Source organism: Xanthomonas sp. NCPPB 3442 (assembly GCF_056725145.1).
In genome coordinates, this window is record NZ_CM161514.1 from 3765364 (window position 1) to 3785346 (window position 19983).

13 protein-coding genes, 1 other RNA gene and 1 pseudogene are annotated in these 19983 nt (G+C 64.3%); 6 read left to right on the forward strand and 9 right to left on the reverse strand.

What is annotated here, in order from left to right:
* Positions 1 to 154 precede the first annotated feature (154 nt).
* Positions 155 to 784, reverse strand: a complete 630-nt coding sequence (locus AC1POX_RS16230; protein WP_011346688.1) for an alpha-ketoglutarate-dependent dioxygenase AlkB — start codon at positions 782 to 784, stop codon at positions 155 to 157.
* 161 nt (positions 785 to 945) lie between these two features.
* Between AC1POX_RS16230 and AC1POX_RS16235 the strand changes: the two genes are divergently transcribed.
* Positions 946 to 1926: an SDR family oxidoreductase gene (locus tag AC1POX_RS16235; RefSeq protein WP_338334898.1), complete on the forward strand. Its 981-nt coding sequence runs from the start codon at positions 946 to 948 to the stop codon at positions 1924 to 1926.
* A 212-nt stretch (positions 1927 to 2138) separates the two neighbouring features.
* Here AC1POX_RS16235 and AC1POX_RS16240 read toward each other — a convergent pair.
* A non-coding RNA gene (locus tag AC1POX_RS16240) (sX9 sRNA) lies at positions 2139 to 2214 on the reverse strand.
* Between the two features lie 126 nt (positions 2215 to 2340).
* Between AC1POX_RS16240 and AC1POX_RS16245 the strand changes: the two genes are divergently transcribed.
* From AC1POX_RS16245 to AC1POX_RS16255, 3 genes are all read left to right on the forward strand, one after another.
* Positions 2341 to 4695: a GH92 family glycosyl hydrolase gene (locus tag AC1POX_RS16245; protein WP_372356383.1), complete on the forward strand. Its 2355-nt coding sequence runs from the start codon at positions 2341 to 2343 to the stop codon at positions 4693 to 4695.
* Positions 4696 to 5122: 427 nt separating this feature from the next.
* On the forward strand, positions 5123 to 6025 hold the full coding sequence (locus AC1POX_RS16250) for an SDR family oxidoreductase (RefSeq protein ID WP_372356384.1): 903 nt from the start codon (positions 5123 to 5125) through the stop codon (positions 6023 to 6025).
* Complete coding sequence (locus tag AC1POX_RS16255) at positions 6022 to 7827, forward strand: glycoside hydrolase family 15 protein (RefSeq protein ID WP_008574136.1); 1806 nt, start codon at positions 6022 to 6024, stop codon at positions 7825 to 7827. The genes AC1POX_RS16250 and AC1POX_RS16255 overlap by 4 nt, the downstream gene beginning before the upstream one ends.
* A gap of 129 nt (positions 7828 to 7956) precedes the next feature.
* Here AC1POX_RS16255 and AC1POX_RS16260 read toward each other — a convergent pair.
* The 3 genes and pseudogenes from AC1POX_RS16260 to AC1POX_RS16270 form a co-directional block, all read right to left on the reverse strand.
* Positions 7957 to 9436: pseudogene (locus AC1POX_RS16260) on the reverse strand (glycoside hydrolase family 30 protein).
* A gap of 334 nt (positions 9437 to 9770) precedes the next feature.
* Positions 9771 to 10640, reverse strand: coding sequence for an NAD(P)H-hydrate dehydratase (locus AC1POX_RS16265; RefSeq protein ID WP_372356385.1), 870 nt, complete (start codon positions 10638 to 10640; stop codon positions 9771 to 9773).
* Positions 10640 to 11428: a histidine phosphatase family protein gene (locus AC1POX_RS16270; RefSeq protein WP_031421505.1), complete on the reverse strand. Its 789-nt coding sequence runs from the start codon at positions 11426 to 11428 to the stop codon at positions 10640 to 10642. The genes AC1POX_RS16265 and AC1POX_RS16270 overlap by 1 nt, the downstream gene beginning before the upstream one ends.
* A gap of 207 nt (positions 11429 to 11635) precedes the next feature.
* On the opposite strand from AC1POX_RS16270, the gene AC1POX_RS16275 reads away from it, so the two are divergent.
* Positions 11636 to 12265, forward strand: coding sequence for a TetR/AcrR family transcriptional regulator (locus tag AC1POX_RS16275; protein WP_008574141.1), 630 nt, complete (start codon positions 11636 to 11638; stop codon positions 12263 to 12265).
* A 63-nt stretch (positions 12266 to 12328) separates the two neighbouring features.
* Here AC1POX_RS16275 and xopAV read toward each other — a convergent pair whose 3' ends face one another.
* On the reverse strand, positions 12329 to 13105 hold the full coding sequence (xopAV, locus tag AC1POX_RS16280; RefSeq protein WP_136733022.1) for a type III secretion system effector XopAV: 777 nt from the start codon (positions 13103 to 13105) through the stop codon (positions 12329 to 12331).
* Between the two features lie 399 nt (positions 13106 to 13504).
* On the opposite strand from xopAV, the gene xopAU reads away from it, so the two are divergent.
* A complete protein-coding gene (gene xopAU / locus AC1POX_RS16285; RefSeq protein WP_372356386.1) occupies positions 13505 to 15079 on the forward strand; it encodes a XopAU family type III secretion system effector serine/threonine kinase in 1575 nt (524 codons plus the stop codon).
* A 230-nt stretch (positions 15080 to 15309) separates the two neighbouring features.
* On the opposite strand, the gene AC1POX_RS16290 is transcribed toward xopAU, so the two are convergent.
* From AC1POX_RS16290 to AC1POX_RS16300, 3 genes are all read right to left on the reverse strand, one after another.
* On the reverse strand, positions 15310 to 15549 hold the full coding sequence (locus AC1POX_RS16290) for an XAC0095 family protein (protein ID WP_181388307.1): 240 nt from the start codon (positions 15547 to 15549) through the stop codon (positions 15310 to 15312).
* A 266-nt stretch (positions 15550 to 15815) separates the two neighbouring features.
* The gene (locus AC1POX_RS16295; RefSeq protein WP_218540344.1) at positions 15816 to 16496 is read right to left on the reverse strand and encodes a M48 family metallopeptidase; all 681 of its coding nucleotides are present in this window, start codon (positions 16494 to 16496) and stop codon (positions 15816 to 15818) included.
* Between the two features lie 37 nt (positions 16497 to 16533).
* The gene (locus tag AC1POX_RS16300; RefSeq protein ID WP_372356387.1) at positions 16534 to 19875 is read right to left on the reverse strand and encodes a type I restriction endonuclease subunit R; all 3342 of its coding nucleotides are present in this window, start codon (positions 19873 to 19875) and stop codon (positions 16534 to 16536) included.
* Between the last annotated feature and the right edge of the window lie 108 nt (positions 19876 to 19983).

The window sequence follows — 19983 nt, forward strand, 5'->3', positions numbered from 1 at the left end:
ACAAAAATAACCTAGCGAGCAGCCCTCAGGCCGGGGGCGAACCGCACATGGCAAACGCAGTGCGGTGCATCCAGCACGAAGCAACGGCCGTGCGTCTCCGGCAGCAGCACAGGCGGTTTGCAAGCTGCCAATCAATCGAGCCCAAGCCTGTGCCTTACGATCGCACAGGCTCCCAGTGTGGCCCATGTTGCCCGGCCGCCATGCGCTGGGCCGGGCGCACGCGAAACACCACACTGATGCGCTCGCCCACCGCGCGCGCGGTCTTGGCAATGCCGTGCGCGTGCGTGTGTTGCGAGGCGTGGCTCATCGCCAGCAGGCTCCCCGGCGCCAGCTCCAGCGCAACCGCCCGCGTGCTGCCGTCCTTGGCGCGCAGTTGCATCCGGCGCGGTGCACCCAGCGACAGCAGCGCGATCGGGTGCGGTGCCACCAGCGTGTGCAATGCGTCGTGATGCATTGCCACGCTGTCGCGCCCATCGCGGTACAGATTCAAACCTACCGCGTTGTATGGCGCCGGGAGCACCGCCTGCACCGCATCGAGCAAGCGCTGCAGCGGCAATCCCGCAGGCCATGCATCATCCAACCGATACGAGGCCAGCAGGCGCGGTACGTCCACGACCCGCTCGTACATTTCGCGGCGCTGGCTGCGCCAATCGGCGCCATCGCGCAATGCGTCGAACGCCCCTTGCGCAAGTGCGGGCGGCAACAGCTGCGGCCAGTAGCGCACGCCGCCTTGCTGGTCGTGCAGCACCTGCAGCGGTGCGATGGGAGCGTTGAACAGATCCATCAGCGCGATATGCGGGCGCCTGCCGCCGATTTCAGCGCCACGCTGTCATCACGCGTGGCGCCAGCCCGACAAGTTCAGCTTCACGCTACGGTACGCAAAGCGCCGCACCGTGTTCACGCACGACGATCAAGCATGCCTGCTCGTTTTCGTGGAGACATCGCATGCATCGCACCCCTCCTGCCCACGTGGTGATTTCCGGCGCGTCCAGCGGCATCGGCCAAGCCACTGCAGAAGCATTCGCCGAACAAGGCGCCCGCCTGGTGTTGGCTGCACGCGGCCAAGAAGCCCTCAATGCGGTTGCCGAACGCTGCCGTGCGCGCGGTGCCGAAGTCTTGGTGGTGCCCACCGACGTCAAACAGGCCGAACAGGTCAAGGCACTGGCCACCAGCGCGCAGAGTTTTCTGGGCCGCATCGACCTGTGGTTCGGCAATGTCGGGGTGGGCACGGTCGGCAAATTCCACGAGGCACCGATGGAAGCAAGCGCGGCCGTCATCCACGCCAATCTGCTCGGTCGCATGCACGACGCCCATGCCGCCATCCCCATCTTCGTCGAACAAGGCCACGGCATCTTCGTCAACATGATCTCTTCGGGCGGCTTTGCATCCACGCCGTTTGCAGCGGCGTACGGCGCCAGCAAATTCGGCCAGCGCGGCTTTTCCGAAGCGTTACGCGCCGAGTTGAGCGACTACCCGCATATCCACGTGTGCGATGTGTACCCGTACTTCGTCGACACGCCAGGCCTGACCCATGGCGCCAATTACGTGGGCCGCCGCATCAGCGGGCTGCCGTTGATGCTGGACACCCGCACCGTCGCGGCAGCTGTCGTGCGCCTGCTGGACCGGCCACGCAACACGGTAGTGTTGGGCACCGCTGTCCATGCGATGCGCCTAGGTCATGCGCTGGCACCGCAGACCCTGGCGCGCGCCATGTACCGTATCTTCAAGCGGTATTTTGCGCAGGCACCACAGGTGGCGCGATCCAGCGGCAATGTGTTCGCAGCGCCCGGCATTGCCGGCGGCATCGACGGTGGCTACCGGCGGCGCCCCGCGTTGCGGGCACGCTCTGCGCGCGACAAGATGTTGATCGGTGCGGCCGCTGCAGCAGTCACGGGTTTGGCAGTGCTGGCTTTACGACGCAAGTGAGTCGCTGAAGTCTGCAATGCCGTGCCGACAATTGCGCGTTTGCCGGCGATTTCCAGACGCTGCGGCAACGCGGGAAAGTAGACCAGCCTCAATGCGACACCACCGCAGCAAGCGCGTGCGCCGCCGTGCATGCCGATCGGCACACATCGTGACGCCGTGAGTGATCAGCGAACCCAACCATGGCCGCGAGGGCCATCGCACCCTCCAAGAGCGGCTAACAAACGTAGCGCGCAGCCGTCGGGTGGGCGCGGAAGGCGCGCTCATCACCGCAGTGTCCGCGTGGTACATGCCGATTCCGGGCACCGGCCGCGCCCGCCTGGCGGCTACGCAATGGCTTTTGTTGGCGGCTCCAGGGTGTAGCGCGCCCACGCAGCTGTGCTACGGTCCGGCGCTGCATCCGCCTGGAGCATCTGCATGTCGCCTCGCTTGATCGCCCCGCGTCGGGCCCGTTGGCTGGCAGTGCTTGCCGCTGTCGTCGCAGTTTTCGGCAACGCCGCGCCGCGCACGCCTGCAACTGCCTTCGACGCGGTAGACCCGTTCATCGGCACCGGCGGCGAAGGCCATACCTATCCTGGCGCCACGGTGCCATTCGGTATGGTGCAGCTGAGCCCGGATACGCAAATCAAGCCGCGCAAGGACGCCTACGGCTGGGCGGCCGGCTACCGGCACAGCGACACCACCATCGTCGGGTTCTCGCACACGCATTTTTCCGGTTCCGGGCATTCGGATCTGGGCGACATCCTGCTGATGCCGCAAGCTGGCGCCATCAAGTTGGAACGCGGCGATGCCAGCAAGCCGGGCAGCGGCTATACCGCGCAGTTCGACCACACCAGCGAACAGGCGCAGCCCGGCTATTACGCAGTGACCCTGAAGGACCGCAACATCCGCGCCGAACTCACTGCCAGCGCGCGTGTGGGCGTGCACCGCTACCAATTTCCGAAAGGTACGCCGGCGCATGTGCTGGTCGACCTGCGCACCAGCCTGTACGACTACCCCGGCAAGGTGCAGTGGTCGCGGCTGCGGGTGCGCAGCGATGGCACGGTGACCGGCTTTCGCGAAACGCGCGGTTGGGCGCCCGGCCGGCAGCTGTATTTCGCCATGCGCTTCTCGCGCCCGCTCACTGCCACGCAACTCCATGACACCGAACAGGACATCCCCTACAAGGGGTTCCCACCGCCGGGCGAAAAGAATCCTGCGCAGCGCGCGCAGATCGAAGGCCGGCAACTGGTCGGTGTATTCGATGTCGCCAACGACGGCACGCCGCTGGTGGTGAAGGTGGCGCTCTCGCCGGTCAGCGAGGCCGGTGCCATCGCCAACCTCGATGCCGAAATGCCCGGCTTCGATTTCGATCGCGTACGCGCCGATGCACGCGCGCAATGGACGCAGGCGCTGTCGGCGATCGATGCACAAGGCACCACGCAACAACGCACCCAGCTCTACACTGCGCTGTATCACACCCTGCTGGGACCAACGCTGTTCATGGACAGCGACGGCCGCTACCGCGGGCCAGACAATGCGGTGCATCAAGCAACTGGCTGGACCAACTATTCCACCTTCTCGCTGTGGGACACCTACCGCGCCCTGCATCCACTGCTCACCCTGGTGCAGCCGGCACAACGCAGCAGCGACGTGGTCAATTCGCTGCTCGCCTCGCGTCGCCAAAGCGCCTACGGCATCCTGCCGGTATGGGCATTCCACGGCCTGGAAACCTGGTGCATGATCGGCTACCACGCCGTCCCGGTGATTGCCGACGCGTACATGAAAGGCATCGGCGGCTTCGACGCAGAGGAAGCCTTGCAGGCCATGGTCGCCAGCGCCAACTACGGCCCGTACGATGGCATTGCGCAATACCGTGAGCTGGGCTACGTGCCCATCGACGAAGAAGGCGAAGCCGCATCCAAGACGCTGGAATACGCCTTCGACGACTGGACCATCGCGCGCATGGCCGACAAGCTCGGCAAGCCCGCCATCGCCGCAGAATTCAGCCAGCGCGCCGGCAACTGGAAGCATGCCTTTGACCCGGCCACCGGCTACATGCGCGCGCGCACCCGGGCCGGCACCTTCCGCGAGCCGTTCGACCCGTCTGCCAGTGGCTACGGTAGCGACTACACCGAAGGTAACGCGTGGCAATACTCCTGGTACGTGCCGCAGGACGTGGCCGGGCTGGCTGCCGCGCATGGCGGCGACGACGAATTGCTTGCCCGGCTGGATGCGGTGTTCGATGCGAAGGTGGACCCGAAGATCTTCGAGCACATGGAAGACATCACCGGCCTGATCGGCTGGTACGCACACGGCAACGAGCCCAGCCACCACGTCGCCTATCTGTATGCATATGCCGGCCAACCGTGGCGCACGCAGGCGCGCCTGACCCAGATCATGCGCAGCCAGTATCACGCTGGACCGGAAGGCCTGGCCGGCAACGATGACCTCGGCCAGATGTCGGCCTGGTACGTGTTCACCACGCTGGGTTTCTACCCGGTGGCGCCCGGCAGCAACCAGTACATCATCGGCCGCCCGTTCCTGCCGCGCGCCACGCTCAACCTGCCCAATGGGAAGCGTTTCGCGGTGATTGCCGAGAGCCTGAGCGATGCACGCAGCTACATCGGTAGCGCCACGCTCAATGGCAAACCACTGACTCGCGCTTACGTTACGCACGAGGAAATCCAGGCCGGCGGTGAACTGCGTTTCCGGATGCAGGCGACACCGAATCAGCAATGGGCCACCGACCCAGCGCAGCGGCCGTATTCGATGTCGGCGCAGCTGCAATGATCCAACGCAATTGCAAGGTAGCGGCCGGATGGTCCTGTAGCGATGCAACCGCAGCAGATGCGGTGTCTGCGCGGCCACGAGCTGATGTTCGCTATGTCGGTAGCGGCATTCGCAGTGGCACTCGGTTTCTGACTCGGTAACAGATCCGCATGCGCAAGCCGCACGCAGCGCGTTCCACCACCGCTGCCATGTCGCCAGCAGTGCCAGCGCCGTCGATTCCTGCATGACGCACGCGCTTGTCTGCCGCCGGTTTCTGAATGCGACGTTTTCAAAGCCGAGGTGATCGCACGGCGTGCACCGCCGTCACGCATTCACATGATGCACAACTTTCGTTCACTGATACGCATCGCCTCGCTTTCCACACTGCCGGTCATCGGTACGCACGACGACTGCGTGCCTGCCCTTCCCCCAATGCAGGAGAGCGTGCATGTCCGGCAGCAAGAATCAGTACGAAATGCAGAACCCGTTGACCCAGTTCCCGCAGCCGCAATTTCCGCACCAAACCCAGCAGGCTCCGGGCACCATCCACGAACTGCAGCCCAAGGCAGACCATGGCGAGCACAGCTACAAGGGCTTTGGTCGTCTGCAAGGCCGCAAGGCCCTGATCACCGGCGCAGACTCCGGCATCGGGCGCGCCACCGCCATTGCCTTTGCACGCGAAGGTGCGGATATCCTGCTCAATTACCTGCCTGAAGAAGAACAGGACGCAGCCGAAGTGGTGCAGCTGATCCAGGCAGAAGGGCGCAAAGCCATCAGCGTTCCGGGTGACCTCAAGAACGAGGCATTTTGCACCGAACTGGTGGACCGTGCAGTGAAAGAGCTCGGCGGGCTGGATGTCCTGGTCAATATCGCGGGCAAACAGACCGCCGTGAAAGACATCGCAGACATCACGACCGAGCAGTTCGACGCCACCTACAAGACCAACGTCTATGCGATGTTCTGGCTGTGCAAGGCCGCCATCCCGCATTTGCCGCCGGGCGCATCCATCATCAACACCGGCTCGATCCAGTCGTACCAGCCCTCGCCGACGCTGCTCGACTACGCCTCCACCAAGGCGGCCATCGTCAACTTCACCAAGAGCTTGGCGCAGCAAGTTGCCGAGAAGGGGATCCGCGTCAACGCAGTCGCGCCCGGACCGGTGTGGACGCCGCTGCAGCCCAGCGGTGGTCAGCCGCCGGAAAAGATTTCCGATTTCGGCTCGGAGACGCCGCTCAAGCGCGCCGGCCAGCCGGTAGAAATGGCGCCGCTGTATGTGATTCTGGCATCGCAGGAATCGAGCTACGTCACCGGCGAAGTGTTCGGTGCCACCGGCGGCCTGCTGTTGTCTTGAGCCGTCCCGGCGCCGAGTTTCAGCGTGATGCCACCGGCACCTTGCCAATCGCCGCTTATGCGGCGATTGGCGACGGGCGCTCGGTGGCGTTATGCGGTGCCGATGGCAGCATCGATTGGTGGTGCGTGCCGAAGATGGACTCGCCGCCGTTGTTCGATCGCCTGTTGGATGCAGGCGAAGGCGGCTATTTTGCCCTCACGCCGCAACAGCTGCAGCAGGTACAGCGCCGATACCGCGATGGCAGCAATATTCTCGAAACGACCTTCAGCACCGCAACCGGCAGCGCACGTCTGACCGAGTCGCTTAACAGCGGCGAAGCCGGCCGGCTGCCGTGGTCGGAACTTGCGCGACGCATCGAAGGTCTCGAAGGCCGCGTTGTCTTCGACCTGATCTACCGCCCCGGTACACGTGCCGGAGAAGCCACTCCCTGGCAAAGCGAGACGCCGAACGGCCGTGTGCATCACGTCGGCCCGCTCATGACCATGCTGCGCTACGACACGGAGGCAGCGCAGCTGGTGCACTGCGACGACCGCGGCGTGCACGCCACGCTGGCGATCCGCGCAGGCGACACACAGGTCGTTGCGTTGCTGGCCGCCGAAGAAGATGCGCTACCGGTGCCCGCGCTGGAAGACATCGGTGGGCGCATCGAGCGCAGCGACCAGGAGTGGCGCGAGTGGAGCGGCAACCTGTCTTACGCCAATAGTTACCACGATGCGGTCGTGCGCTCTGCGCTGGCGCTCAAGTTCCTGTGGTTTTCACCTACCGGCGCCATCGCCGCTGCGGTCACCACGTCATTGCCGGAGCAAATTGGCGCAAATGGCAATTGGGATTATCGCTATGCCTGGGTCCGCGATGCCGCCTACACCACCAAGGCCTTCCTGCGCGTGGGCGCATTGGCCGATGCCAAGGCCGCGTTTAGCTGGTTGATGCGCACCATCCGCCAGCATCGGCCTGGCGTGCGCCCCTGCTACACCCTGGATGGCGCGTTGGTGCCGGACGAACGCGAGATCGACATTCCCGGTTATTGCAATACGCGCCCGGTGCGCGTTGGCAACACTGCCAACAACCAGCTGCAGCTGTGCCTGTACGGCGATATCTTCGAAATGGCCGCGCGCTTTCTTGATGCCGGGCACATCCTGGACCAGGAAACCGCACGCCAGTTGTTCGAGCTCGGCAACGAATGCGCCAACACCTGGATGCGCAAGGACGCCGGCTTCTGGGAACTGGAAACCGCCGAGCATTACACCATGTCCAAAGTGGAATGCTGGCTGGCGCTACGCCGCGCCAGCGAGCTGGCCAAGGCCGGCCATCTCTCCACCGCGATGCTGCCACGCTGGGAACGCGAACAGGCGCGGATTCTCGAGTGGATCGACATGCACTGCTGGTCCGACGCCAAGCAGGCTTACACCTTCTACGCGGGCACCGACGACCTGGACGCAAGCCTGCTGTTGGCCTCGCGCTTTGGGCTGGGCGGGCCGCGCCGCCAGCGCATGATCGCCACCCGCGATGCCATTGCCTCAGAACTTGGCAGCGACGCATTGCTGCACCGCTACAGCGGCATGCAACAACGCGAAGGCGCATTTATCGCCTGCTCGTTCTGGCTGGTGGAAGCCTATGGCCTGCTCGGCGAGCGTGCTGAAGCCAGGCGCTTGTTCGAACAGTTGCTGGAACAGCTGGGCAACGATGTCGCGCTGATGCCGCAGATGCTGGACACGAGCACGGGCGCCGCGCTGGGCAACGTCCCGCAAGGCTTGAGCCACCTTGCGCTGATCCACGCGGCGCTGGCCGTGGATGGCGAATAAGCGAAGCGCAGCATCTGTCGCCTTCACCAGGCTGTTATCGCCGCAAACTCCTTCTCCCATCGGCAGAAGGAGCACGCTCGGTGGATGCAGCTGCGCCAGAACGCAGCTCAACCAAGTGCGTCGATTCGTTTACTGCGCCAGTACCACGGTCTGGATCGCATGCGCCGGAATCTCCAACGTGCTGGATGCCTCGCCCACATACAGGTTGTAAGCAATCGCAGCGTCGCTGGCATTCATGACCACCATGGCCAGGCTGCCATCGGTGTTGAGAAACGCGGTGGTTGCCAGATTGCTACGGCTGCTGGCTGCGCTGACCCGTCGTGCACCCGGCCGGATGAATTTGGAAAAGTGGCCGATATACCAATAGCTCGGCGTGTAGATCACCTCGCCCGTGCGCGTATCGGCATGCACCGGCGCAAAGCAATAATTGCCCACGTGGTTCGGGCCACCGTGTTGGTCGAGCAGAATGTTCCAGTCCGTCCAGCCCACTGCGCCATGATTGAGGTCGTTGATGATGGCCGTGCCGTAGCGCTCGCCATTGGGCCAGTACTGCAACTTGGCCGGGTCGAACTTTTCCACCGCCGCTTCGGTCAACAGCAAGTGCTTGTCCGGGTACGCCTGCGCCACTGCCGCCACGTTCTCCACCATCGGCTCGAATCCGGCCCAGGTTTCATACCAATGAAAGCCCATGCCCCACGCATATTTTGCCGCCTCCGGATCGTCGAAGATCACATGCGCGCGGTGCACCATCATGTCGCGGTTGTGGTCCCACACGATGATCTTGCGATCGCCGTAGCCGGCGCTGGCCATGGTGGGCCCGAGATGATGCTTCAAGAAGTCGCGTTCTTCCTCGGCCGAAAACAGCATCGACTCCCAGGTCTGCACCGCCATCGGCTCGTTCTGCAGGCTGATGCCCCCAGATCGGGATGCCCGCTTTTTCGTATGCCGCGATAAAGCGCGTGTAGTAGCTTGCCCAGGCCTGCGCGTAGTCGGGCAATAGCTTGCCGCCCTTGAGCATGGTCTTGCTGTCTTTCATGAAGGCCGGCGCGCTCCATGGGCTGGCAAACGTGGTGAGCTTGCCGCCGGCCGCCGCAATCGCCTGGCGCAACATCGGGATGCGGTACTTGGCATCGTGCTTGACCGAAAAACTCTTCAGCGCCGCATCGCCCTCCTTGATGTAGGTGTAGCTGCCTCTACTGAAATCCGAGCTATGGATGGTGGTGCGCGCCAGCGTGTAGCCGATGCCCTGTTGCGGATCGTAGTAGGCCGTGAGCAACGCACGTTGCGTACGCTTGGGCAGCTTGGCAAAGGTCTCTGCGCTGGAATCGGTGATCGCGCCGCCGATGCCCAACAGTTCCTGAAATTGCCGTTGCGGATTGACGAAGATGGAGTTTTCTTTTTCGGTCAGCGGATGCCCGTTGGCAGGAGCAGCAGCCGTGCTGACGCGCATCTGCTGCGTGGCGCCTTGAGAACTGGTGTAGACGCGCAGTGCACCAGTGCTGCTCACCGCTGGCGAGGTCTCATCTACCGCTGTTGGCGTCGCTGCGGATGCAACAGCCGTCGCTGCTGCACTCGCGCTGCTCACTGTGCCCAGCCCCATCCCTAACATCCCCACCACCGACCACGTCATCGCTCGCTTCACCGCGCACCCTCCCAGGTAGATCGCGCAAGCCTAACCGACCAACGCGCCGCAGCATTGCAGGACAAACGAGCGCAAGCGCAGTGCGGTGTGACATCAGACTTCCTTCTCCCGTCGGGACATTGCCCCCCTTCATGGGAGAGAAGGTGACGCGCAGCGCCGGATGAGGGTACGTGTGCACTTAAAGGTGCCGGCCGCGCGCGTAATGCGTCGCGAACAAAACAACGTAAAAGACTTCAATCTTCACCAATCCCAGCAGCCGTACCCTCACCCCAACCCCTCTCCCGCAGGGAGAGGGGCTCACTCACTTGCGCGACAAACGATCCAAAATCCCGGGCACTTCTTGTGGAATCTCGCGTGCCAGAAATCCAACCGTGCCAATCCGCCTGGACAGCTGCTTACCCGCTACCGCGTGCACAAATACACCCCACAGCGCGGCGGTCAACGCATCGCTGCCCCGCGCAGCAAACCCCGCGATCAAGCCGGCCAAGGTGTCGCCCGAACCAGACGTGCCTAATCCGGGCACACCACCCCGATGCACCCACAACGCACCATCCGGCCCGGCGATGAAACTGTCCGCCCCCTTGACGATCACCACGCTGCGCATCTTCTGCGCGAAGGCCAGCGCGCACTCGCCCGGCGCTGCTTCCACCGCAGCCTTGTCGTCGCCAGCGAGGGTCGCCATCTCCCCCGCATGCGGCGTCAGCACGAAGGGCCGCCCAGGCGGCGCACGCAAGCTGCGCGACAACGCACCGGCGTCCAACACCAAGGGACAGACCGCCTTTGCAGCGGCCAGCCTGACCAGCGCCGTTGTCGTTGTGGTGGACGCCATGCCCGGCCCGATCACGGCGGCGTCGCAGGCTGCCAGCGCCGCATCCAACGCACGGTGCCCGCGCGTGATCTCGCCCTGCCCGTTCTGCCCCAGCCCCAGCACCAATGCCTCGGGCACCGCCAGGGCCATGGCCGGCGCCACGCTGGCAGCGGTGGCGATCTGCAATTTGCCGGCGCCCGCGCGCAATGCAGCTTCCCCGGCCAGCAATGCCGCACCGGGCACGCGCATCGAGCCCCCCACCACCAACACGCGCCCCCGCTGCTCCTTGTCGCCGCCGGGCGATGGCAGCGGCATCGCACGCAATGCAGCAGCGCTCAGCGTGCGAAGGCGTGCGGCAGCCATCAGCGCGCTCCGGCCGGGCGGTCGGATTCGGTGGTTACCGGCTCATCGGCCAGCTCTGGCGGTACGAACTTGGTGCGCACCAACTGCAGCGATTGCCCATCGGCCGCGGCCGCATATTCGGTGACGCCACAATTGGGCACGTCGCCTTCGCGGTCGATGGCCAGGATGGTGGCCTCGTCCATCCGCTCGATCAGGTAACGGAAGCAATTGACGATCACCTGGTGCCCCACGATCAGCACGCGCGCCCCCACATGGTTGCGCTGCAGGTCGCCCACGATGCTGCGCAACCGAAAGATCACATCGCACCAGCTCTCGCCACCAGGCGGGCGGAAATAGAACTTGCCCACCAGCTTGCGCTGCTCGGCCAGCTCCGGAAACGTCGCCAGGATGCCGGACGTGGTGTAGCGGTCGAGCACGCCGAATTCTTTCTCGCGCAGCCGCTCGTCCACGCTGACCGCATCGGCCGGCCGGCCGAGCGCACGCGCAACCGCAGCGGCGGTCTGCCGCGCACGCACATAGGTCGAACTCAGGATCAAGGTCGGCCGCTCGTGTTCGGGGAGCCCAGCCATCCACGCGCCCAAGGCTTCGGCCTGGCGCTCGCCCAGCGCCGAGAGCGGCACGTCCGCATCGCGGTGCTCCAGGTCGATCAGCGTCGCGCCATTGGACTCGGCCACATCGCGCGCCACGTTGCCTGCGCTTTGCCCATGCCGCACCACCCACAGGCGCGCCGGCCACTGCGCCGACACCCCTGCAACCGCACTGTCCTCACTCACATCCGTCTCCTGCATCACGTCGGCACCACGTGTCGCACAGCCGCCGTGAACGGGTGGTCGACCATGCGTGCGGCCATGCGCCGCCGCGCCACCGGTGTCATGCATGAGCCCGCACACGGTGCATGCCGCAGGGAACATGCGCCATGGCACGGACCAGCGCCGCTCCAACGGATGCATAACCCTGGCTCGGTATACTGCAGGCCCCCGCCACGCCGCTCGCCCATGTCCAACGTCCTTCAGCTGCGCACCGCAAAACAGCGCGAAGAGCTCCTGCTAGACGACGTACTGGATGCCGCCGAACGCTGCATCGACGAGATCGGCCTTTCGGCCACCAGCTTCGAACTCATCGCCGAACGCACCCGTCTGTCATGCGGCAGCCTGCTGCAGCGCTTCGAAGACAAGGACGCGCTGGTGCGCGCATTGCTCGAACGCAACTACATGCGCGCCATCCGTCAGATGTGGCTGGTGGAACGCCCGGCCAACGTGCACGTGGTGGACTTCATCGCCGGCCTGCTCGAAGACTGGCTGCTGCAGGAAATCAACATCAAGCGCACCCGCATCGACCTGGAGCTGCACCTGGCCACCCTGCGCGACCCGGTGCTGGCCGCCTTCATGCGCCGGCAGAGCGCATCGCTGATCGAACACCTCAGCGCATTGCTCAAGCGCCTGCTCCGCGGCCACACCGACACCGCCAGCAGCGAACACGAATTCCAGGCCCGCGTCTTCGCCGTCGCTGCCATGTGCGGCGGCCTGCACAGCGTGATGACCAGCGGCATGGAACTCAACCGCATGCATCTGCAGCTGATCCTGCGGGAGAGTTTGTCGGGCATCCTCAAGTCGGCGCCGGTGTAATCCTCGAGCAGCACCGGCTCGGCGATTGCGGGCCGCATGCTCCCGCCATTTGCCAGCGCTCACTCAGTCTGCCGACGACGTCGACGCTTGCGCCGCGGCGCGGGCTCTGGCTGCCTGCAAAAGCTGGGTGACCAACCTGTGCGCATCGTCGCCAACACCGCTGGCCGCTTGCCACAATTCCGGCGGCAAGCGAGAACGCTCCACCGTCATGAGGTGCATCAGATCCCTGGCCAAGGCCAGCCGCTCGCCTTCGTCCATGCCAGGCCCAGGAGGATCGGCGTCCAATCTGGTCACCATGTCGACCGCCTGATCCAGGCAGGCCTCGGTGGCTCCCAACTCGCTTGCGCGCTGCGCCTTGGTCGGCACTTCGTACCACCGGGTTTGCGCCTCCACGTAGCGCGCGGCCAGCACGTCGGCCAGCCCCATTCCCAGGAATGCAGCCAGCGCTCCCACTGCCTGGTAGCCACTGACTACAGCAAGATTCTTGTAATACAGGTCATCGTTGAAATAGCCGTAGGCCGCCGCTGCAGGCGCCTGGATTGCCGAAAAACCGCCCCATACTGCGGCCCCGGCGGCGCCCACGTGGGCCATCGTTCGCCCTAGATTGGCAAGGGGAACACCGCGCGGGGAGCCTGGCGCCCTCAGTTGCGCCTCGCGCACCGGCCGCCGCGGCAGGCTCTGCGCCAATTGTGTGTTGGCGTGCGGGTCGCCGGCCGGTGCAGACGGGCCGGCGTCTGCCACGGTCGCATTCTCTGGCTGCTCGCGCCTGGCGCCTCGGCGCGTGACGGATGTCAATGCTGAAGGTCGCATCGTCACCTCTCCGCTATCGATGTGCACCATTGTTCCCCAGCATGATCGAGCATGACGCATCCGGCCGAAAAACCATTGCCGAACACGAAACAAGCGGCACGGAGCTTGCCAAAGTGCGCGAGCGGTGCATGCACGCGCCACCTATCGCTGCAGGCAAACGAGCAGGGCGGCTGGCGATCGTGTTGAAAGCGCGCGTTGGCCACCACAGCCGGCGCCGATCCTCCGCGCCAGCGGCCAGGACATGCAGCACCCGCGCAACTTCGCCCACGCCTGCACTGCTTCGTGCATTGCTCCCTCCGCATGCACCACTGCCTCAATGATGATGAAAGTGACGCAGCCGGCATCGCCGCTGAGTGACCCCTGGTGCCAGCGGCTCACTCCAGCTGCCGCGTGTTGCAAGCGAACCGCCAGAGCCACCTCCCCTGATCGTTGACCACACTGTCCTCGACCATGAAACAGATCTCCGGCAACTTCACTCTCCCTTCCACCGCGCTGCGCGCAGACGCAGAGCGCGATGCGCCCGAAACTGCACAGGCGCCCGAGCCACACACCCCGCCGCAACCTGTCGCAGACCATCCGCTCAACCTGCTGGAAAAAAGAAGAAGCATCACCGGCGTACTTGCCGACGAACGTAAGCGCCTGGAGGTCGTGGTGCCCCGCCTGCAGGCAGCGTTGGCACCGCACACCTGGTCCTCATCCAGTAGCGACTCGCCAACGACGCCTCTCACCGGCCGCAGCCCCCGTCTGGGCCCGCAACCCGGCTCACCGACCTGGGCCTGTCTGCTGGAGACGCCGGCGCGCCTGTCGGCCCTTGCGGGCGCCGACAGCAGTGACGCATTCCAGAACTTGCGCAACGCACGGCGGCTGGTCAGCGATACGCGTCATGCCCAGCAGCACGTCGTGCTGAGCCCGCGCCTGGTGAAATCGCTGACCAGCCGCTCCGAACGCCCGGACTTGATCCAGAAGCTCTCGGCGTTGAAGCCCGGCGCCCTGGATGTAGACAATGGGTTTGTCCACGTGACGCTGGAAACCGGGCACGCAGGCACTGCAGGAACGCTGGACGCCATGCCCACCGTCGGCACCGGCGCATCCGCCTCGACCTACGCGGTGCGGCTGGCCGAAGATCTTTGGCAGGGCGAGCAAAATTGCGGACGCGACTTCATCTTCAAGGCCTTGTTGCGCACCGACCCGCAACGGCCGATCCCGCCGACATTGTGCGACCCTGCCACCGCTGCAGACGCACCGGCGCTGCAGCAACGGGTCGCTGAGCGCAAAGCCATGATCTTCCAGGAATATCAAATGATCAGGTCGGTCGATGCAGTGCCGTATATCGTGCGCGCCCACGGCGTGGTGCAGATCGAACACACCTTCGGCATTTTGCTGGAGAAAATCGACGGCATCAGCGTGCGCAGCATGATTGGCCGCGCACGCACAGCGCTGCAGCAAGGCGCCATCAGCGCAATGGAGTATCTCGGCCTGGCCCGGCAGCTGATGGCCGACGTACTGGTGGGGATCGCCTGCTGCGAAGACGCCGGCATCGTGCATCAGGACATCTCGCACAACAACGTCATGTACGACCAACCCATGAAGATCTTCCGGCTGATCGACATGGGGCTCGGCGCAGAAGAAGGCGACCCTAACCGCGGCGGCACACCGGGCTTCTACGACTTGAGCACCCCTGCCAGGCATGCGCGCGACGTCTACAGCGTGGCGCAATTGCTGGTGCATGTGCTCAAGCGCCCCGACTACAACATGGGCATGATCGGGATCAATCGCGCCAAGACCGCAGACACCTTCCCCTTCATGGATGCGTTGCAGGCTCTCCCGGCCGACCACAAGCGCATTGTGGTCCGCTTCTTCAACAGCATGCTGGACGACGGAACCGGCGAGCGCACCAAGGCAGAGAGACTGCTGCGCGACCCATTTTTCACCGAACCACCGCTCCCGCCCCGTGACCGGATGCATCGCACCTTCGAAAAACTGAAGCGGCTGCCTTCTTTTTAGCAGCAATTATTTTCAGCAGCGCCCACGGTTACAGGTGAGCGCGAGCCGATGGACCACGTAGGGTGTAGTGACCGCGCCTAGATGCGCGGGATTGAAAGACAAATGAGGCAAGTGTGCAGACACGCGCGCAGCCTGAGCGCTGACTCGGGCATTCAATCGGCACCGCTGCGTGCTGCCATACCCGTGCGGATCATGCATACATTCGGCGGTGATCCAGACGGCACACCACGTCATGGCAATGGATGCGCCCCTTCGACGACAGCGCACTCCACATCGTCCAGCACCCGGCCCACCTGCTCGGCCAGTAGCTCTAGACAAAACGCCAACTCGTCCATGCAGATGGCCGGCTGCCTTGCCTGCTCTTCGGCCTGCGTGCGTGGCTGCGCCAAGCGCGCTAAAAACCGCATATGGTCGCGCAGTTGCTGCAAACGGTATTGCGCGCCTTCTGGCAGGTAGTAGCCAGTGTTCATACTCAGCTGTTGATCAGCCCCGGTCATTCGATCTCTCGCATTTGTCTAAGCGAACCACCGATGTCGGAGGTGGCGAACCGCTGTACGAGGAGTTCCGAGGCTCCGTGAGGTGATCGTGCTACTGGCAAGGCTTGGCGTCAAGGTTAGCCGGCAATAGCGTTAGTGACCTTACCTGTATGCCGACCAGAGCGCGTGGAATCCACCAGCTCGGCGGCACCGCCACAAGACCGGCCAAATCGCGCAATCGGCGCAACGCATCAGAGTTTTCAAATCCCTTCTACGTCCATCCCATGCTCGGCAAGCCACGCCTTGCGTTGCGCATAGTCTGGCATGGCACGCTCCAACCGTAGCCAGAACGCAGGAGTGTGGTGCGCCTCATGCAGATGCGCCATCTCATGCACCAACACGTACTCGGCGATGCGCGGCGGCAGCAGGATGGTCTTCCAATGGAAGTACAACCAGTCGCCCTTGCCACACGAACCCCAGCGGTAGCCCAGATCCTGCACCTTTACGCCCGCCGGTGCGACTTCCATCCGGGCCGCATGCTCCACCATGCGCGTGGACAGCCAGGCTTTGGCACGTGCCCCATACCAGCGGACGAAATGCTCCCTGGCCTCGGGCAAGGCCTGCGACGCCAGGCAAAAACGCCCGGCGGACAGTTTCAGGGGCACGCTCTGATCGGACATCACCTTCAGCCGATAGCTCCGCCCCAAATAAAGAAAGCCCTCGCCGCCCACGAACTCCTTGCGCGGCGCATGGCGCTGCAGGCGATCCTTCTCCGCCAACCGGGTGTAGATCCAGAAGCGCTTTTCCTGCACAAAGGCACGCAACCTGGACTCTGCCACGTCCGGCGGTGCAGACAGCACCAACGCGCCATCACGCTCGACGGTAATCTCCATCGTCCGGCGGCGCCCACTGTGTCGCACCGTGAACAGCAGATCGTCCACCTGCAGACTGGAGGCTGTCATGGCTGCTCGCATGGCATCACACCTGCATCAACCGCGCGTGGCTGGCACGCGCCTGTTCCATCAGCTTGTCGGTGAGCAGCCCGGCCGCAGCTTCGTCCATCAGCGGGGGACGCAGCCGCATCAGACGGTCGAACAGCAAACCGTTGAGCTGTTCCTGTGCCGCGCGCTTGTGCAAGCTCCAGATATTGCGGTTGCTCTGCAGCTCCTGCACCAACAACTCGACCAGCTCCACGGTCACGTCCATCAACCGGAGCAGTTCCGCTGGGGGCGGCTCGCGCCCGGCACAGACCACGTCCATCACCGTGCGAAGAAACGGCGCGCAATGCTCCGGCACACCTGCTGGCGCATCGGCGGCACCGGCGCTGCCGTTGCGCACATCGTCCACCAGTGCCTGCAGCTGGGCAACCACCGCACTCCATTGTTCGCCTAACGTCCGCAGGATCTCGTTCAATCGCTCGGAAAGCTTGCGATACAGCACCGGGTCCTCGTCGGCGTGCTTGCGGATATGCGAGCGCACCGCGTGTTCCATTTCCGAAGCCTTGGCGCGGTCATTCGCGGCCCGGCTCACATGTGCATCGAACTGGGCATCTGTCAGCTGGATCGGCGCAATCTTCGGGTCGATGCCCAGCGAGATCACATGATCGTCGATCAGCTTGCGCACCTTGGCGCCCACGTCCTTCCCAAGCACCGGCGTGTCCTTGTAGCGATTACGGGCGCGCGCATGGATATAGGCCAGGCGCTTGGCATCGGCAGAGAACGGCAGGCCTTCCGGACGTGGCAACACCGTGTCCAGCGATCCTAGAAACGCCTTGAGTTTGACCACGAACTCCGCTCTGAGCTTTTCGTTACCGAGTGCATCCACACAGGCCTCGGTGTCCGCCAGCGAGTCGATGCCCCGTTCGCCGAACAGGTCAACCACCCGGGCATGCCGATCGCGCAGTACCGGTACTTCGTCCTTCAAACTCGCCAATGCGCCAACCACATCTTCATCGGCGTAGGCAGCCAGCGCTTCCTTCAGATGCTGGGCCACACCGTAGTAATCCACCACGATGCCGCGACGCTTGCCAAAGCCGGTGCGATTGACGCGCGCAATGGCCTGCAGCAACTCGGCCTCACGAATGGGCCGGTCCAGGTACATCACGCCGGCAATCGGCGCATCGAATCCCGTCAGCAACATCGACTTGACCACCAGGAACGCCAGCGGATCCGCCTTGGTCATATCCGGATGCAGCAGCGGCTTCTTGAAGCGTTTGATCAGCGACTCATGGGTGGCACTGTCGGTCCAGTGCTTCCAGCCGGGATCGTCGTTGTTGCTGCCGGAGATGATCGGCGCGAACGCGATACGCGCCAGCACCTCGCGATAGCGCCACGCCTGCACCACTGCCCGCACCTTCGGCGGCCGCAGACAAAGGGCTTCATCATCCATCGCCTTGTCCTGCGGGGTCAGCGCGTCGGCCTCCTGCAACAGCTCGTCGCGCGCGGCTTTCAGGGCGACGAAATAGCGGGTGGCGGCCAGCCGGCTGTAGGCCACCACCTGGGCCTTGTAGCCATTGGGCAGGATGTTGGCGACGTAATGTCGCAGGATGTCGCGCGCCTTGTCGGCAATCAGCGCCGGCGCATCGAAGATATGGCCCTTGGTGGCATACTTTTGCTTGATCGCTTCCAGCTCTTCCGGCGTGTGCTGACGGAACAGATCCTCGAACAGTTCATCCAGATTCGCGCCATCCTTGATGGCGCCGTTGGCAGTACGTCCTTCGTAGAGCACCGGCACCGTCGCTCCATCGGCCTCGGCCTCCTTGATGGTGTAGCGGTCGATGAACTCACCGAAGATCTCGTGGGTGCGCTTTTTCTCGCCCATGATGATCGGCGTGCCGGTAAAGCCGATGCGCGCGCAGTTGGGCAATCCGGCCAGCAGGTTGGCATGCAGGTCGCCGGCCTGGGTACGATGCGCCTCGTCCACCAGCACCAGGATGGCCTCATCATCGTTGAGCACCTCGAAGTGCTCCGCAGCCGCTTCGGCCTTGCCATACAGCGCCCGCGCCTCCTTGACCGCGTGTCCAGCACCCGGCAGGTCCTCGGCCTTCAGCGGCGCATCGTTGGCCGTGTCGCCATCGCGGTACTTCTGGATGGTGACGAACACCAACCCCGGCCCCTTGCGCCGTGCCAGGGCTTTCAGGCCTGACGTGCTGTCGGCCACCTCTACCGTCTCGCCGGTGAGCGTGGCGGTGACGGACAGCTGGCCTTGCAGGTCCTTGCGGTCGGTGACCACGACGACCTTGAAGCGTCGCAGCGCCGGCTCGGCGCGCATCTTGCGCACCAAAAACACCATGGTCAGCGACTTTCCCGAGCCCTGGGTATGCCAGATGATGCCGCCACGCTGATCGCTTTCGCCATGCTGCAGCCGGGTCTGGCCGCGCTTGAGCCTTGCGATCGCACGGTTCACCGCACGGTACTGCTGATAGCGGCACACCGATTTGATGGTCTGCCCGCCCACCTGCATGAACAGCAGGAAATGCTTCACCACATCCAGCAGGTTCGCTGGCGCCAGCAGGCCGGCAATCAATCGCTCCTGGGCATTGAGCGCCTGCTTGCCGAAGCGTTGCGCCGCCTCTGCCTCTGATCCTTCGCCGTCCGGCCCCACCACGGTCTTCCACTGCGCGAAGTGCTCGAAGCCCGCACCGATACTTCCCACCCGCGCCTCATCCACGCAGCTGGCCACCAACAACTGGTTGGCGGCGAACAGCGCCTCGTTGCCCTCGTTCTCGTCCACTTCCAGCGCCGCCTTGCGCTGGTTGCTGTAGCGGCGCAACTGGTCCACTGCCTCGCTCAACGGCTCGGGGATGGACGGACTCTTGCACTCCACCACCACCAACGGGATGCCATTCACCAGCAACACCAGGTCCGGCACGATGAAGGCCTTGGCGCTGTTGAAGCCAGGCGGGCAGTCCACGCGATACTGGCTGACCACGGTAAAACGGTTGTTGCCCGGCGTGTCCCAATCGATATAGCGGATCGTCTGCCCACGCCCGCCATCCCAGCCAGGCAGCCCGTCGACCGTCAGGCCCTTGATCAGCAGCTCGGTGGCCTGCTGATTGGCCTCCATCAACTTGTGTGCGCCCAGGCGCGTGATGGCGGCCACCGCGTCAGCCAGGCGGGCATCGTCCAGCCACGGTTGGCCGTCCGGCCCCGGGTTCAGCGCCAGCAGGCGCTCGCGCAGCCGGGCTTTCTGAACGACCTCGGCGAAGCCGCTGCGTTCCGTGACGGCAGGGTCGTCCAGGCTGCCGGCCAGATGGGCCCAGCCCACCGCCTGCAGCTGCGCCACGAAAGGCTTCTCAACGTCTTCCAACTCCCAACCCATCAGCATCTCCCTGGCTGGATGCAGGCATCCATGAACATCCCAACATTCTCACGGACCTCCAAGGAACCCCAAAGCGATCCAAAGACATCCAAAGACCTCCAAAGATGT

Coding starts and splice junctions, on each gene's coding strand:
- AC1POX_RS16265 (WP_372356385.1), bottom strand. CDS start 10,640: ATGGCTGCCGCACGCCTTCGCACGCTGAGCGCTGCTGCATTGCGTGCG.
- AC1POX_RS16250 (WP_372356384.1), top strand. CDS start 5,123: ATGTCCGGCAGCAAGAATCAGTACGAAATGCAGAACCCGTTGACCCAG.
- AC1POX_RS16230 (WP_011346688.1), bottom strand. CDS start 784: ATGGATCTGTTCAACGCTCCCATCGCACCGCTGCAGGTGCTGCACGAC.
- AC1POX_RS16235 (WP_338334898.1), top strand. CDS start 946: ATGCATCGCACCCCTCCTGCCCACGTGGTGATTTCCGGCGCGTCCAGC.
- AC1POX_RS16300 (WP_372356387.1), bottom strand. CDS start 19,875: ATGGGTTGGGAGTTGGAAGACGTTGAGAAGCCTTTCGTGGCGCAGCTG.
- xopAV (WP_136733022.1), bottom strand. CDS start 13,105: ATGGTGCACATCGATAGCGGAGAGGTGACGATGCGACCTTCAGCATTG.
- AC1POX_RS16275 (WP_008574141.1), top strand. CDS start 11,636: ATGTCCAACGTCCTTCAGCTGCGCACCGCAAAACAGCGCGAAGAGCTC.
- AC1POX_RS16290 (WP_181388307.1), bottom strand. CDS start 15,549: ATGAACACTGGCTACTACCTGCCAGAAGGCGCGCAATACCGTTTGCAG.
- AC1POX_RS16245 (WP_372356383.1), top strand. CDS start 2,341: ATGTCGCCTCGCTTGATCGCCCCGCGTCGGGCCCGTTGGCTGGCAGTG.
- AC1POX_RS16270 (WP_031421505.1), bottom strand. CDS start 11,428: ATGCAGGAGACGGATGTGAGTGAGGACAGTGCGGTTGCAGGGGTGTCG.